The organism is Pseudoalteromonas sp. CR1 (assembly GCF_019392235.1).
Taxonomy (GTDB): Bacteria; Pseudomonadota; Gammaproteobacteria; order Enterobacterales; family Alteromonadaceae; genus Pseudoalteromonas.
In genome coordinates this window covers 1-15,764 of the sequence record NZ_JAHXRM010000003.1, presented here as the reverse complement: position 1 = coordinate 15,764, position 15,764 = coordinate 1, and the positions used below count along the sequence as shown (strand labels likewise).

Annotated in this window: 14 protein-coding genes and 2 tRNA genes; 9 read left to right on the top strand and 7 right to left on the bottom strand. The window is 39.6% G+C overall.

What is annotated here, in order from left to right; all coding sequences use genetic code 11:
• Window positions 1–101: 101 nt before the first annotated feature.
• Both clpA and clpS read right to left on the bottom strand, forming a co-directional pair.
• Complete coding sequence (gene clpA / locus KZZ04_RS04165) at window positions 102–2,363, bottom strand: ATP-dependent Clp protease ATP-binding subunit ClpA (RefSeq protein ID WP_058405496.1); 2,262 nt, start codon at window positions 2,361–2,363, stop codon at window positions 102–104.
• A gap of 68 nt (window positions 2,364–2,431) precedes the next feature.
• A complete protein-coding gene (clpS, locus tag KZZ04_RS04160) occupies window positions 2,432–2,740 on the bottom strand; it encodes an ATP-dependent Clp protease adapter ClpS (RefSeq protein ID WP_021032429.1) in 309 nt (102 codons plus the stop codon).
• Window positions 2,741–2,948: 208 nt separating this feature from the next.
• Here clpS and cspD point away from each other — a divergent pair, with 208 nt between their 5' ends.
• Window positions 2,949–3,167, top strand: coding sequence for a cold shock domain-containing protein CspD (gene cspD, locus KZZ04_RS04155; protein ID WP_006792879.1), 219 nt, complete (start codon window positions 2,949–2,951; stop codon window positions 3,165–3,167).
• Between the two features lie 516 nt (window positions 3,168–3,683).
• Window positions 3,684–5,906 carry an NADP-dependent isocitrate dehydrogenase gene (locus KZZ04_RS04150; RefSeq protein ID WP_058405495.1) on the top strand — a complete coding sequence of 741 codons (2,223 nt, stop codon included), beginning with the start codon at window positions 3,684–3,686 and terminating at the stop codon, window positions 5,904–5,906.
• A 102-nt stretch (window positions 5,907–6,008) separates the two neighbouring features.
• Here KZZ04_RS04150 and KZZ04_RS04145 read toward each other — a convergent pair whose 3' ends face one another.
• The 3 genes from KZZ04_RS04145 to KZZ04_RS04135 form a co-directional block, all read right to left on the bottom strand.
• A complete protein-coding gene (locus tag KZZ04_RS04145) occupies window positions 6,009–7,250 on the bottom strand; it encodes an amidohydrolase family protein (RefSeq protein WP_219421921.1) in 1,242 nt (413 codons plus the stop codon).
• A 12-nt stretch (window positions 7,251–7,262) separates the two neighbouring features.
• On the bottom strand, window positions 7,263–8,645 hold the full coding sequence (locus KZZ04_RS04140) for an amidohydrolase (RefSeq protein ID WP_138528529.1): 1,383 nt from the start codon (window positions 8,643–8,645) through the stop codon (window positions 7,263–7,265).
• Window positions 8,646–8,745: 100 nt separating this feature from the next.
• Window positions 8,746–9,531, bottom strand: coding sequence for a hypothetical protein (locus tag KZZ04_RS04135; RefSeq protein WP_058405492.1), 786 nt, complete (start codon window positions 9,529–9,531; stop codon window positions 8,746–8,748).
• A 251-nt stretch (window positions 9,532–9,782) separates the two neighbouring features.
• On the opposite strand from KZZ04_RS04135, the gene KZZ04_RS04130 reads away from it, so the two are divergent.
• On the top strand, window positions 9,783–10,145 hold the full coding sequence (locus KZZ04_RS04130; RefSeq protein ID WP_138528525.1) for a DUF3718 domain-containing protein: 363 nt from the start codon (window positions 9,783–9,785) through the stop codon (window positions 10,143–10,145).
• 68 nt (window positions 10,146–10,213) lie between these two features.
• Here the strand turns inward: KZZ04_RS04130 and KZZ04_RS04125 are convergent, their stop codons facing one another.
• The gene (locus KZZ04_RS04125) at window positions 10,214–10,906 is read right to left on the bottom strand and encodes a hypothetical protein (RefSeq protein ID WP_058405490.1); all 693 of its coding nucleotides are present in this window, start codon (window positions 10,904–10,906) and stop codon (window positions 10,214–10,216) included.
• Window positions 10,907–11,030: 124 nt separating this feature from the next.
• Here KZZ04_RS04125 and KZZ04_RS04120 point away from each other — a divergent pair, with 124 nt between their 5' ends.
• On the top strand, window positions 11,031–11,891 hold the full coding sequence (locus KZZ04_RS04120) for a fructosamine kinase family protein (protein ID WP_219421919.1): 861 nt from the start codon (window positions 11,031–11,033) through the stop codon (window positions 11,889–11,891).
• 136 nt (window positions 11,892–12,027) lie between these two features.
• The gene (locus tag KZZ04_RS04115; protein ID WP_219421917.1) at window positions 12,028–12,231 is read left to right on the top strand and encodes a CPXCG motif-containing cysteine-rich protein; all 204 of its coding nucleotides are present in this window, start codon (window positions 12,028–12,030) and stop codon (window positions 12,229–12,231) included.
• On the opposite strand, the gene KZZ04_RS04110 is transcribed toward KZZ04_RS04115, so the two are convergent.
• Window positions 12,228–12,854 (bottom strand): riboflavin synthase, encoded by a 627-nt coding sequence (locus tag KZZ04_RS04110; protein ID WP_058405487.1) that lies wholly within the window; start codon window positions 12,852–12,854, stop codon window positions 12,228–12,230. The genes KZZ04_RS04115 and KZZ04_RS04110 overlap by 4 nt on opposite strands.
• A 128-nt stretch (window positions 12,855–12,982) precedes the next feature.
• Here KZZ04_RS04110 and KZZ04_RS04105 point away from each other — a divergent pair, with 128 nt between their 5' ends.
• The 4 genes from KZZ04_RS04105 (at window position 12,983) to KZZ04_RS04090 (ending at window position 15,762) form a co-directional block, all read left to right on the top strand.
• Window positions 12,983–14,335 (top strand): MATE family efflux transporter, encoded by a 1,353-nt coding sequence (locus tag KZZ04_RS04105; RefSeq protein ID WP_219421915.1) that lies wholly within the window; start codon window positions 12,983–12,985, stop codon window positions 14,333–14,335.
• Window positions 14,316–15,377 (top strand): DUF3080 family protein, encoded by a 1,062-nt coding sequence (locus KZZ04_RS04100; RefSeq protein ID WP_219421913.1) that lies wholly within the window; start codon window positions 14,316–14,318, stop codon window positions 15,375–15,377. The genes KZZ04_RS04105 and KZZ04_RS04100 overlap by 20 nt, the downstream gene beginning before the upstream one ends.
• 114 nt (window positions 15,378–15,491) lie before the next feature.
• A tRNA-Val gene (locus KZZ04_RS04095) sits at window positions 15,492–15,568 on the top strand.
• A 120-nt stretch (window positions 15,569–15,688) separates the two neighbouring features.
• A tRNA-Val gene (locus tag KZZ04_RS04090) sits at window positions 15,689–15,762 on the top strand.
• Window positions 15,763–15,764: the final 2 nt, after the last annotated feature.

The window sequence follows — 15,764 nt, the reverse complement described above, 5'->3', positions numbered from 1 at the left end:
CATTTAATAAACAAAAAACCCAGCCTAGGCTGGGTTTTTTGTTGTCTAAAATAAAAATGGCCCACTATTTCAAGCGGGCCATTTAGCATTTTTAAACATATTTAAGCCGGCGTTAAATTACTCTCGTAATCAAAGCGGATTTTCTTGTCTTTAACCGATACCTTAACTGTACCGCCATCAGACAACTTACCAAACAATATTTCGTTGGCGAGTGGCTTTTTAAGCTCTTCTTGAATAACACGTGCCATTGGACGTGCCCCCATCGCCTTGTCGTAGCCTTTTTCAGCTAACCATTCACGTGCCTTAGAGGTCAATTCAAAATTAACTGATTTTTTATCAAGCTGTGCTTGCAGTTCGACAATAAATTTATCAACCACCAATAGAATAACTTCACGTTCAAGGTGATTAAACCAAATAATGTTATCTAAGCGGTTTCTAAACTCTGGCGAAAATGTTTTATTTATTTCACCCATTGCATCGTGTGTGTGATCCTGCTCGCTGAAGCCAATTGACTTGCGAGTTGTTTCTTGTACACCGGCATTGGTGGTCATGACTAACACAACATTTCTAAAATCAGCCTTACGGCCGTTGTTGTCGGTCAATGTACCGTGATCCATTACCTGCAATAAAATGTTGTAAATATCTGGATGTGCTTTTTCTATCTCATCGAGTAAAACAACCGCATGAGGGTTTTTGATAACAGCCTCAGTTAATAAACCGCCCTGCTCAAAACCAACATAGCCTGGTGGCGCACCAATTAAACGGCTAATTGCATGACGCTCAACGTATTCCGACATATCAAAACGAATAAACTCAACACCCATGCACTTAGCAAGCTGCTTAGTGACCTCTGTTTTACCAACACCGGTAGGTCCTGCAAATAAGAACGACCCCACTGGTTTTTCTTCACTGGTTAGCCCTGAGCGCGATAAACGAATTGCCGATGTGAGTGCATCAATAGACTGATCTTGCCCAAACACCAACATTTTAAGATTACGGTCGATATTTTTAAGTGTTTCTTTATCCGAAGACGATACATTCTGCGGTGGAATACGCGCCATTTTAGATATGATCATTTCAATATCTGATACACCAATGGTTTTTTTGCGTTTCGAGCTAGGCTGTAAACGCTGGTTAGCGCCTGCTTCATCAATCACGTCAATAGCTTTGTCAGGCAAATGACGTTCGTTAATGTATTTAGCGCTAAGCTCAGCAGCGGCTTTTAGCGCTTTTTGTGTGTAACGAATACCATGGTGTTCTTCATAGCGATCTTTTAGACCATTTAGAATTTTAGTGGTGTCGGCAACACTTGGCTCAAGTACATCTATTTTTTGAAAGCGACGAACTAATGCACGGTCTTTCTCAAATATGTTTTTGTATTCGTTGTAGGTCGTTGACCCCATACAACGAAGCTTACCACTTGAAAGCAATGGCTTCAGCAAGTTAGACGCATCCATAACCCCGCCTGATGCAGCCCCAGCCCCAATGATGGTGTGTATTTCATCTATAAATAAAATTGAGCCTGGTTTTGCTTGCAACTCTTTTAGTAAGCTTTTGAAACGCTTTTCAAAATCACCGCGATACTTAGTTCCGGCAAGCAGCGCACCCATATCCAAAGAGTACACAACCGCATCTGCAATCACTTCAGGAACTTGCTCGTTTACAATACGATAAGCTAACCCTTCAGCAATCGCTGTTTTACCTACACCCGCTTCACCAACTAGTAATGGGTTGTTCTTTTTACGACGACACAATACTTGTACAGCACGCTCTACTTCACTGTCACGACCAATTAATGGGTCAATGTTACCCTCGCGCGCTTGCGCATTTAAGTTAGTAGTGAAACTGTCTAGCTTGCTAGCCTCTTCGTTTTGAACTTCTTGCACTTCTTCATTGATGTCGTCAGTGTCATCACCTAAATCGTCATCAGTTTTTGAAATACCATGCGAGATAAAGTTAACAATATCTAAACGTGAAACATCGTTTTTCTTAAGTAGGTAAACAGCTTGGCTTTCTTGCTCAGAAAAAATAGCAACCAACACATTTACGCCGGTTACTTCGTTTTTACCTGATGATTGAACATGAAACACTGCACGTTGTAAAACACGTTGAAAACCAAGTGTAGGCTGCGTTTCACGCTCTTCTTCTAAATCGGGAATAACCGGTGTTGTTTCGTCAATAAACTCAAGCAATTCATATTTTAAGCCTGAAATATTTACACCACACGCATTTAGCGCTTCTGAGGCAGAAGGGTTATCTAATAGCGCAAGCAAAAGGTGCTCGACGGTCATAAACTCATGACGGCGAGTGCGCGCTTCACGAAACGCGGCATTTAAGGTTAGTTCTAAGTCTTTGTTTAGCATTGGCAACCCCTTACTGAGATAATAATGTATACCACAACAAACAGGTGTGTGATCACCCTAGTTGGTATTTATTCCTGCTCACAACTACAAAGCAGCGGATGCTCGTTATCACGCGAGTAGCGGTTAACTTGTTCAACTTTGGTGTAGGCTACATCAGCGCTGTAAACGCCGCAGATACCTTTACCTTTTTCGTGAACTTGAAGCATCACGTCGGTTGCTCTATCGCTATCCATATTAAAAAACGTCGTTAAAACTTCTATTACAAAGTCCATCGGCGTGTAATCGTCATTATTTAAAACAACTTTGTATTTTCGCGGCGGCTGTAGCTTTTGCTTTTCGCTATCGCGAACTGTGTCGATAACACCTGAATCTTTCATACCACTCATAATTAAATATAGTCTTGTCTTAGGAACTCAAGCAAACTTGAATAAAAAATAAATAAAATGTTAAAAAATAGCCCAAAAAGCTTGACTGATTGATTAAATAAACTACAGTCAAACATAGGTTGATTAATCCTTAATCAGTCTAGCAAATAATATGGTTTAGAATAACTAAATTAGTCAACTTATTGAAGGATGTAGAAGTATGGCTTGTGGTAAAGTTAAATGGTTTAACAATGCTAAAGGTTTTGGTTTCATCGTTGAAGACGGCTGCGAGAATGATATTTTCGCCCATTACTCTACAATTGTAATGGACGGTTATAAAACGCTTAAAGCTGGTCAAGATGTAACATTCGAACTAGAACAAGGCCCTAAAGGCCTACACGCTAAAAATATTGCCTTAGATGGCGACATTTTAGAGTGATTACTGTTTTATTCGACTAAAGCGAGCGACCTTCTAGGCTCCTCGCTTAATTCCTCAAGCTACTTTTCTACCCCTTCATTGTTATAAATTGCTTCTTTTTCTGTATTTTCAACCCTTATCCTTGTTTTTATTTTATATATCCCAATATTCTAACAGTTGGCTGTTTAACTGCCCCTAAGCATGTTCAAACTCTAGCCCTTTGTATTCAAGCTTGTTACACTCTTAGTGCTAAAAATATACGTAAAATGCTGCAAAAAACTCAACTTGCCGCCCATATAAAATGTACTAGTCTAAAGGCTGATTTATTTTTATTGTTTTTTTAGCTATAAATATGACCACAGTTCGTCAGGTGTGACTATTCTGCTTTAATTACAAAGCTACACGAGTACCAACACCTAACAAACTATTCATTATCTGAGCGTACTTATTAAAACACTATAATATTTGCTAACTCAGCGTTAATGATTTCTTTGCATTGTTGAATAAGGCCTATTGGCCGACTATCTAGGAATGATGATGACATCAAAAATTATCTATACAAAAACTGACGAAGCTCCGGCACTAGCAACTTACTCGTTGCTACCGATCATCCAAGCATATACAAATGCAGCAGGTGTTGAAGTTGAAACTCGCGATATCTCATTAGCAGGTCGTGTAATTGCTAGCTTCCCTGATTATTTAACGCAAGAACAACGTATTGGTGATGCACTTGCTGAACTAGGTGAGCTTGCAAAAACACCTGAAGCAAATATCATCAAGCTTCCAAACATTAGTGCTTCAGTTCCACAGTTACGCGCTGTAATCAAGGAACTTCAAGCAAAAGGCTATGCGCTTCCAGATTACCCTGTTGAACCTAAAAACGATGAAGAAAAAGCAATCCAAGCTGCATACGACAAAGTTAAAGGTAGTGCGGTAAACCCAGTATTACGTGAAGGTAACTCTGACCGTCGTGCGCCAGGTTCTGTAAAAGAATATGCTCGTAATAACCCTCATTCAATGGGCGCTTGGAGCAAAGATTCAGAATCTTACGTAGCGAGCATGAGCGAAGGCGATTTCTTTGGTTCAGAACAATCAACAACTATCGAAACACCAACAGACGTTCGTATCGAACATGTTGCTGCTAACGGTGACGTAACTGTACTTAAGCAAAGCACACCGCTACTTGCTGGTGAAGTAATTGACGCTTCGCGCATTAGTGCGGCTAAGCTACAAGCTTTTTTAGCTGCTGAAATTGATGCTGCAAAAGAAAAAGGTGTTTTATTTTCGCTTCATATGAAAGCGACAATGATGAAAGTATCTGACCCAATTATTTTTGGTCACGCAGTTAAAGTTTTCTACAAAGATGTATTTGCAAAACACGGTGAGCTATTTGAAGAGCTTGGCGTTGATGTAAACAACGGTTTAGGGGACGTATACTCTAAGATTCAAACATTAGATGACGCTAAGCGCGAAGAAATTGAAGCAGATATTCAAGCTGTTTACGCTGACCGCCCTGCTATTGCTATGGTTGATTCAGACCGTGGCATTACAAACTTACACGTGCCAAGTGATGTAATTATTGATGCGTCTATGCCTGCTGCAATACGCTCAAGCGGTCAAATGTGGAATAACGATGGAAAACTACAAGACACAAGTTTTGTAATTCCTGATCGTTGTTACTCTGGTGTTTATCAAGCAACTATTGATTTTTGTAAAGAACACGGTGCGTTCGATCCAACGACAATGGGTAGCGTTCCAAACGTTGGCCTTATGGCTCAAAAAGCAGAAGAATACGGTTCGCACGACAAAACGTTTGAAGCTAAAGCTGCCGGTACTATTCGTGTAGTTGATACAGCGGGTGTTACATTACTTGAGCACAGTGTTGAGCAAGGTGATATCTGGCGTATGTGTCAAGTTAAAGATGCACCAATTCAAGATTGGGTTAAACTTGCAGTTAACCGTGCACGTGCTACAGGCGTTCCTGCTATTTTTTGGTTAGATGAAAACCGTGCACACGATGCTCAGCTAATCAAAAAAGTAAATAAATACCTACCAGATCACGATACAGCTGGCCTAGATATTCAAATTTTAGCACCGCTTGAAGCCACTTTATTCTCTTTAGCTCGCATTAAAGAAGGTAAAGACACTATTTCTGTAACAGGTAACGTATTACGTGATTACCTAACAGATTTATTCCCAATTTTAGAGCTGGGTACAAGCGCTAAAATGCTTTCAATTGTTCCACTTATGAATGGTGGTGGCTTATTTGAAACTGGCGCAGGTGGTTCTGCACCTAAGCACGTTCAGCAGTTTGAAAAAGAAAACCACTTACGTTGGGATTCTTTAGGTGAGTTTTTAGCACTTGCAGCTTCACTAGAACATTTAAGCGTAACTACAGGTAACAACAAGGCACAAGTGCTTGCTGATACGCTTGATAAAGCGACGGGTACTTTCCTTGCTGAAAACAAATCGCCTTCACGTAAAGTTAAAGAAATTGATAACCGTGGTTCTCATTTCTTCTTATCTTTATTTTGGGCTCAAGAGCTTGCTAAGCAAAATGACGATAGCGAACTTAAAGCGCAGTTCACGCAAATTGCGAGCGATTTAGAATCAAATAAAGATACAATCGTAAGCGAATTAAACGATGCTCAAGGCCCTGCAGTTGAACTAGGTGGTTACTTCCAGCCTAACGACGCAGCCGCTTTTGAAGCAATGCGTCCAAGCACTACATTTAACGATATCCTTGCTAAATTAGTGTAATAAAAAGTAAAAATAAAACCGCTTACTTTTAAAAATAAGCGGTTTTTTTACGTCTATAAAAAAGGCCGCTCAATGCGGCCTATTTAAATTAACGTTCACTCATTACTTAGTGTATGCTCTTGGCATATTTGAATCAGTAGTATAACGGTCACGTAGTTTATCTTGACGAGACTGTGTAGACACCTCAGTGCCATTTATAAACATACGGCTTACGTTACTGCTTATTTCAAACGGATCATTAGTCCACATCACTACATCTGCAGCTTTACCTACTTCAATACTGCCCGCATTAATACCAAATACATCAGCAACATTTGATGTAACAGCTTTCAGTGCACCTTGCTGGCTCATGCCATAAGATACAGCGTTACCTGCGTCAAAGCGAAGCTGATAAATGTTGTGGCTTGCGTCTCCGCCAACCGTTAAAAGTACCTTAACACCGGCTTTTTCAAGTAAACCAGCATTGTTTAAATTAGCATGTAATGAATCAAAACTACCCGGCAAATTATCCATAGCGCTAATAATTACGGGAATATTCGCTTTAGCAATTTGCTCTTTAACAACAACGGCATCTTGTGCTCCACTGAGTACTAAGTTAACACCAAATTGTTCTTTTACTTTAATAAGCTCAACAATATCTGAAGCACGCGATACGCTTATTACCAATGGCATATCGCCAGAAAGTACTTTAGCCATTACTTTATCTGCAGTACTTGGTTTATCGTCGTCTTTTTTATCTTTTTTGCTCAATTTAGTTTGATGTGCATCTAGCTTGTTAATTAATGTTTGCAGTGTAAAAGCTCGCGAGCCTTTTCTGCGCTCACCTAAATGTACAACTAACGCCGCTTGTTTTTGAATGTTACTTTCAAGGCTACCACTCAAATCAACCACACTTGCCAAACCAGCAAAAATACTATCGCCGCCATAAGGGGTAATTACATCTCTTGTAACGCCACCTTTACGTGCATAAGGTATTAAGCTTGAATGTGCGTTGTAAGCAAGGCTTACATCAAAATCTATACCGGCTTTGTCGTCACCCGCATCGCGAGAGCCTGCAACCGCACCTACTTCAACTAAGCCTAGTTGGTTGTTGCTTGCAATGAATCCAGGGGTAACAATTTTGCCATTCGCATCAATAATTTCATCGGCGTTTACTTGTGCTGGGTTAATAGCAGTAATTTTACCGTTGTCCATAACAATGCTTGCGCCTTCTAATACGCCTTGCTCTGTTGATGTATGAATAGTTGCATTAATAATTGCCAGTGACTGAGCATTTACAGCACCAGAGGCGAATAATCCGGCAGCAACCAGAGATAGCGAAAACGAACGTGATAAATTTTTCATTCTGGGTGCTCCTTATTTTTGACCTAACATGAAATCACTGGTTGCTTGATAAGTGCTATCGTTTCTATCGTAAACCTTTGCACCATCAACAAACACTTGCTCAGCTTTTGCGTAAACGCTAAACGGGCTTTGGTTCCAAATAACCACATCGCCTTGTTTACCTGCTTCAAGCGAGCCTGTTTTATCGTCAATACCCAATGATTTCGCAGCGTTAGTGGTGATCCACTTAATTGCATGCTCTTCTGAAATATCAAAGCCATTTTCATTGGCGCGATACATCACTTTAGCCGCTTCTTGATTTAAGCGTTGAATAGTTGTGTCTGAATCTGAGTGAACTACGGCACACGAGTTTTTAACCGCATCCACAATGGCAACGTTTTCTTGAACCATGTCGTAAGCTTCCATTTTAAAGCCCCACCAGTCTGGCCACAATGCAGCACACGAACCATTATCAGCTAATAAATCGGCAATTTTGTATGCTTCAATACCGTGATGAAAAGTACCTGCGTGATAGTTAAATTCTTTTGAAAGGTCAATCATCATTGCCATTTCTTCAGCTTTGTAACAGTGATTGTGTATCATCACTTCGCCTTCAAGCACGCCACGTAATGTGTCGTACTTTATATCGCGATTAGGTACATCTGGATTTTTACCTGCGGCGTATTCTGCATCGTACTTATCCCAGGCTCGTTTATATTCTTGAGCACCAATCCAAGCCGAACGGTAACCAGCCATATTACCCATACGTGTTGAAGGCAATACGCCCTTACGGCCGTATACGCGTTTTGGGTTTTCACCACATGCCATTTTTAGTCCATACGGTGCATCAGGAAATTTCATTCCTTGCATTGTATGCGCAGGCACGTTTTTAAGTGTTACACCACGTCCGCCAAATAAATTAGCAGAGCCCGGTAAAATTTGAAGTGACGTAATACCGCCTTCACGTGCACGGTTAAATCCTGGGTCTTGTGGCCAAACAGAATGCTCTACCCAAACTTCAGCTGTATTTGGGCTAGTCATTTCGTTGCCATCTTGGTGTGATTCTACCGATGGATTTGGATACGCACCTAAATGAGAATGTACATCAATAATACCTGGTGTTACCCATTTACCTTGTGCGTCAATCGTCGTGTCTGCTTTTGCAGCTAAGTCTTTACCCACTTGTAGTACTTTACCATCAACTAATAATACATCAGCGTCATCTAAACGTTCGCCAGTCCCGGTCAGAACAGTCGCGTTTGTAATGAGTGTACTTGATGTTGAAATTGGCGTGTAAGTGCTTGGGTAAGGATTTTTATTGATTGTAATCTTATCATCTTGCGGGCCATTTTCTTGGCAGCCTACAAGTGCAGCGGCTAGGCCAACGGCTAATAAAGAGGGAGCAAATTTATTCATGTTTTTGGGTTCTCCTGTTTTTTTAATACTTTAGCGAATGCTTGGGCATAAAGCTAAAAAAACAGGTGAAAACGCGGTAAATTAAGATGAATTTACGTGATTATTTTTTTATATAATTGTTATAGAGCTTTTCTAGCGCGCCCTGCGTGGTGAGTGACGGATCTTTACTGATAAAATGCTTAACCGTGCGGGTTACAAAATCTGAATTTTGCTTATGCAATTTAGAAAAATCTTTAATAAGGGTATTCCCATCTTTAGCCGCGGTTACTTTGTCGTGGCGGTGACGGTACTGACTAAGGGCTTTGTTAAAATCGCCGTTGTAGTCTTCAACTAAAATTTTATAAAAGTCACTTTTTTGCACATTTAAAACAGTAATGCAGTAATTCAGTGCGTCTTTAAAATCGGAAAACACCTTTCCTTCTACATCAAACTCTTTGGTTTTTTCGCGTACTGTGACACGGGCCTCTTCAGTGGCGTAACTAAAACCTGTAAACGCTAATCGCTCAGCTGCTTCTTTTCCTAATTTCATTCCGGCCTGAATACTGTGAGCAAATTCATCACTCATGTCACTTAATTCGTTTTCTTCCCACATGTTGTAAACACGCAGTGCTTTAGCGTATTTGTTAGACAACTTTTTTTTAATTTTTGTAAAGCGCTCATCAATAGACATAAGTCGTTCATTATGTAACAACGCATAGCACTCATAACAAGCAGGAATTGAAATAAAGTCGGCATCCTCGCCTAAGTCAATAATACTTTGCAACATGTGAAGAGGTGGACAATGATCTCGCTCAGTTGCTTCGCAGCCACAATAAAAACACTGGTTAAAATGTTGTTGTTCGCATGCATAGGCTTGCTGGTAATAACTGGCTAACGCTTTACTCACTGTTTATCCTAAAAATCTTCACGTTTATTTATGAGGCGATAATACCAGCCTTAAAGAATATGTCAGTATCAATAAAATTATTTTTATAAAAGTGTGTCAAAAAACACACTTAAAAACATGTGTTTTCATGAGCCTAAATATAAGTGTGTACATTACACATACTTGCTTACAGCTTGTTGCGTTTGATTAACAGCTTTTTTAATTAGTTAGTCAATAATTAGCATGCAACCGCAAACAATGAGGAAAGTAAAATGAACACAGTTAAAAAAGCATTATGTACAACACTTGTTATTGGCAGTGCAGCGTTAGCAGCACCTGTATCAGCTGCACAATTTGTAGCAGCCGACTCAACGCCAGGTACGCAAATTTGTATGGCTGTAGCGTCTAACAAAGCGTATGTACTTCGCAAAGCACAGCAATCGCTTAACGTTAAAAAAAGTATTATTAGCAATAAACTAACGTGCAACAACCTGCCAATGGGTGATTTTGTAGCGCGTTATAATTTAGATAAAAGTGCTAACTATTTAAATATTGAAAGCAATACACGCACTTCAATTAAAGATTTGGCAAATGTGTCGTTACCGGACGTCGTTGTTATTTCATCTCCGCAGTAGCATGCTTGAACTTTATAGCTAAGCAGGCATTACTGTAACCTGCTTAGTTTTATTGTTTACCTAATCGCTCAAAGAACACCCGCTAGTAAACCAAATAAACCGCCAAATACTCCACCCCATACAACCAGCCAACCTAGGTGCTCTCGTATCATTGTTTGAATGATTTCTTTCACCATTTTAGGGGTTAATTCATCAAGGCGTTCATCAACCAGTTTAAGTACTGTGCTGTGTAATCCTTTAGCACTATTTCCTTGTGAAAGCGTTTGCGTTACTAACGCTTTAAAGTCCTCTGTTTGAGAAATTTGTGCCAACGAAAGTTGCATTTTTTCTATAAATTTTTCACGCATTGGCTCTATTGCAGCGGTGCCTCCAAACATACCCAGCATGCTACCAAATTGCGATTGCTCTATTACCTCGAGTAAATTATCGAACGCAGGGTTTAGATCAACATGGCTAATTATCGGTTCAAAGTCGATATTAGGCTGCGCCTTATTAAGTAAATTATTAATTTTTTGCTCGGAGAAAAACTCTGTAAGTATCAGGTTCCGGATAGCAACTTTAAAGCTCTCAAACTTAAGCGCAATAACGCCAGAGCCATATAAAAACGGAACCTTTTCAAATAACATATGAATAGCCAGTAAATTGGTCACTGCGCCAGACAGCGCAAATAATCCCACCGACAAAACCACTGGTTGATCAAACATAAACCCTGCAGCTACACAAATACTTGCTAGTAAATTGGTTATAAAACTTTTGTTCATTTTTGCTCCATTACAATCCGCATCACTTTGTGCGACACATTCGTTAATTTTACAACGTTTAGTTTGTTATATTAATCCCTTTTTGCCATAGTTTAAGTGTCTGTATAAAATACGAGCAATTGTTATGTGGAAAGCAATTAACGAGCACATTAGCCAAGCAACAAATACTGAGTTTAAACACACACAAAAGCGCCAACTGCAAAGCACAACAACCGATAAATATTTTCATATAGGCAATGGCACGCAAAACTACTTTGTTAAAATTGCACTCAAAAGCGAGTTTGAGCGGCTAGAGAGTGAATCTAGAGGCTTAGAGTTGCTCGCTAATAATAGCTTTTTTACTGTGCCTCGCTGCATTACAACAGGTGCTAACATTGAATACTCATTTATTGTACTTTCGTGGTTAGTCCTTGATAAGCAACCCCATAATCAATGGCAAAAAATGGGTACCCAACTTGCTCAAATGCATCAAAAGCATGACCAAGCAATGTTTGGTTTTGATATAGATAATCACTTAGCCACAACCGTTCAACCTAATCGTTGGCATAAAAAATGGAATGTATTTTACGCCGAAGAACGCATTGGCTGGCAATTACAGCTATTAGCTGAAAAAGGCATTCAATTTGCTGATCCTGAGCACATAATTCATGAAGTTAAAGCGCAACTGCATAGTCATGTTGTGAGCCCATCTTTGTTACATGGTGATTTTTGGCGAGGCAACCTAGGTTTTTTGAAAGAGCAGCCAACGGTGTTTAACCCAGCTTGTTATTATGGTGATCGAGAAGTAGATATCGCCATGAGCGAGCTATTTGCCCCACTACCCGACGCATTTTATGTTGCCTACAATACGCAATATCCACTTTTGCCAAGCTACCAAAAACGTAAACTCATTTACCAGCTATATCCTATTTTAAACCATGCAAATATATATGCTGGCCACTATCTTACTGAAGCTAAACAACATATAAATAAGCTTATACAATAAGTGTAAATAAACTGTCATAACACGCCAAACAGACTATATTTAAAGGGTTCTAAGGAGTTGAGTTTTACGTCGTTAAGCCGTGTTTAGAATAGAAACATTCCAAGCTCTGCTTAAGTTATCTGTAATTGGAGTGATTATGAAAGACTTTTTATCACAACGTATCAGCTGCCCGTTTTGCGGACACCACATTCATTTAGATTTAGATGCAAGCATGGGCGATCAGGACTACATTGAAGACTGCACTGCCTGTTGTAACCCAATTCATTTAAATATGCATATAGATTATGCAAAGAATAAGTTAGAGCTGCACGTAGACAGTGACGACGAACAAATTTTTTAACCCTGATGACGCAGGTAGTTTTCAACGGTGTTAACAATAGTGTAAGTTTGCTGATCCACCTCTATATTAAGCTCATCACCCACTTGCGCTTTACCTAAATTTGTAATGGTGAGTGTTTCTGGGATTAGGTGCAACCAAAAGCCCTGCTCGTCAATCTCGCCTACTGTTAAGCTGGCACCATTAATGGCGACAAAGCCTTTATACAGGACATATTTTTGCCACTTTACAGGTAAGCTTATCTGAATTTTGCAGTTACTTTGGGTATTGATTATTTGATTTATTTTAGCCGCACAGTGAATATGTCCCGATACAATGTGCCCACCCAGCTCAGTACCAAAAGTAACAGAGCGCTCGTAATTTACTAAACTGCCTAGTTCAAGAAGCCCTAGGTTAGTTAATTTAAGTGTTTCGTCAATCACATCAAAGTGAACTTGCGCCACCACATCTTGATTACTTAGCTCAACTTTTACAACCGTTAAACAACACCCATTAATAGCAATACTGGCTCCTAAATCTAAGTGCTTAACGTAATCATCGCTCACCGACACCACTAAACGTAACACTCCTTCATTATGGGTTTTAGACACCACAGTAGCCTGAGTTTGCACTATACCTGTAAACATAAAATCTCGTTTAATTATGACAAAGTAATAGTTTAACGTATCGAATTATAAAATCATTCACTCCTGAGATTTTTATTTCAAAGACAATAGATTACAATTAAAGTCTTACTCATTAAATAGCTGTTTTTATGACCTTTTGTAATTGGGAAGCGAAGCGTTTACTTTCTCTCGCGTTACCTGTTTTTTTAGCGCAAGTTACCCTTATATTGATGTCGGTCGTCGACACTATAATGGCAGGTCAAGTCAGCCCTACCGATCTGGCAGCCCTGTCTATTGCGACAGGTATTTGGAACCCGCTACTTTTAGCGCTGCAAGGTATTTTATTAGCACTTACTGGCATTATTGCGCAGTTTGCCGGCGCGAATGACAAAAAAGGCATAAGCCACTATTTTCAACAAGCTTTATACCTAACCGTTTTACTGTGCATTGCAGGCTTTAGTATTGCCTACTTGGCCAACATTATTATATTACAGCTAGATACAAGCCCAGCTATTGCTAACTTAGCCTACGACTATATTCATTTTGTTAAATGGGGGGTATTTGGATTTTTATTCTTTACCACCTACAGAAATATGACCGAAGGCATGGGTATGACAAAACCGGCCTTTTATATTAGCTTACTCGGGTTAGCCGTTAATATTCCTGCTAACTACATTTTCATAAATGGTTTATTTGGCCTTCCTGTCTATGGAGGAGCTGGCTGCGGTATAGCAACCGCCATTGTTTTAACGGTGATGGCATTCGCACAGGTCACTTATTGCCAAATGAGTAAAAAAATAGATGCCAAAGGGCTGCTCACACCGTTTGAAAAACCAAATATAACGACTATCGCCACTATTACAAAATTAGGTATTCCTATCTCTTTGGCTACTTTTTTTGAAGTCACACTCTTTGCGTGTATTCCACTATTTATTGCTCATTTAGGCGCGGTTGCTGTTTCAGGGCATCAAATTGCAGCGAGTGTTACCGCATTACTGTTTATGATGCCGCTGAGCCTCTCTATTGCCATTAGTATTCGGATTGGTAACTTGTACGGCCAAAACAAGTATGAACAGTTAAAAATAGCTGTATCGACAAGTTATCTACTGGCTGTATTCATCGCACTGTTTTTGGCGTTTATAACGTTTATAGGCCGTGATGTAATCAGTGAGCTATACACAGAGAGCCCTGCTGTTATTGCCCTTGCCACTTCAATTATGGTTTTAGCCTGTATTTACCAATTGCCCGATGCCCTACAAGTTGCAGCAAATGGCATTTTAAGAGGGTTAAAACACACGGCCCCTATTTCTTACATCACGTTTATTTCATATTGGTTAATCGGCTTTAGCTTAGGCTACGTATTAGCAAGAACAGACATAATAGTACCAGCAATGGGGCCGCACGGGTTTTGGATTGGTATAATTGTCGGGCTCACCGTCGCAGCCATACTCTTAATGCTAACCGTTAGTAAGCGCTTTAAACATGAACCATTTATTAGCTAACACACTCAATTTACATTATATAAAGCAGTTAGTATCAGTATGTATATTACTGATACTAGCCACTACTGTGCTTACAGCTTGTACAGAAGCTCCTAGTAATATAAACAGCACTTACATAGAACGCCTTGAAAATGTAACCGATAAAAAATCTGAAGACCTGCCATCGCTAAATTCACTAAAGTTAAAGCCGTTAACCAAACTCAAAAACAATAAAATAACACTGGGTATAGTTGAGCTTGCGGAGATCAGTAGTTGTAACTTAAATGTGGTGATAAGTGAGCACAACAATCAACTGGGTAAGACAGCCACCGCTGCAGGGCGTTTAAAATATCAAATAGACTTTATTCAAAACGCCAATAGCTGCTTAGCCTCGCTCGAAGAATCCTCAGCAACGTATAAAAAAATTAGTGAAGCAAAAAATCAAAAACAAACTAATTTACTTTATTACTTTAATGCAGCTCTTTTGGAAGAGTCGGAGCTAAACCGCACATGGTCGCTAACCGCTTCCGAGTTAAATAAAGAACCCGCGGGCTTTAGCGATACAATAGAGGCTATGCAAAAACTGACTGCTATTAAAGCTCAATTAGCACAGTCTCAATTTGACGAAATAAACGCAGATGCAATATATCAAGCACTCGAAACGCTTAACAAATACAGGTTTAATCAGTCCTTAATCAAATCTGTAAGGCAACAAGTTCGACTAAATCAATCTGCCACTAATTTAGTTGAAAATATAGAGCTAAATACTCTTTGCCCTAAAAATAAAAACAAAGATAAAGCGAAAATTATGAATAATATTTTTCAAAAATATTATTTGTCGCAAATACAGCCATATCAGGCACAACTTATTGGTTTTCTTGAAGTACTTCAGCCTTTATTAAACCAGGTTTGGTATAAAGAGCCAGTAACAACAGATGCTATTAATGAGCTACTAGCACCCCACTCTAAAACAAATTTATTAAATCAGTTAAAAAGCTCAGCTAAACAGCATGTTATTTGGTGGCAAGAATTTTATAAAACGTGTGAAATCAGCCCGATATGAATAAAAAAACGGCAAATAAACTTAAAAATACGAAACGTGCTTGATTCGACCTCCCCCACGCTATATATTAGCGACCGCTGGTGATTATTTTCATAAGCTTATTAAATGTAAAATACGACTGTAGCTCAGTTGGTTAGAGCACTACCTTGACATGGTAGGGGTCGGTGGTTCGAATCCACTCAGTCGTACCAACATTAATGAAACATACAATTGATGGATAGAGCACTACCTACTCTTGGCCACCCGGTCCAAGGTTCAGTGACTCGAATCCACTCAGTCGTAGCAACATTTAAGAATCCTAAAAAAATTGTACGACTGTAGCTCAGTTGGTTAGAGCACTACCTTGACATGGTAGGGGTCGGTGGTTCGAATCCACTCAGTCGTACC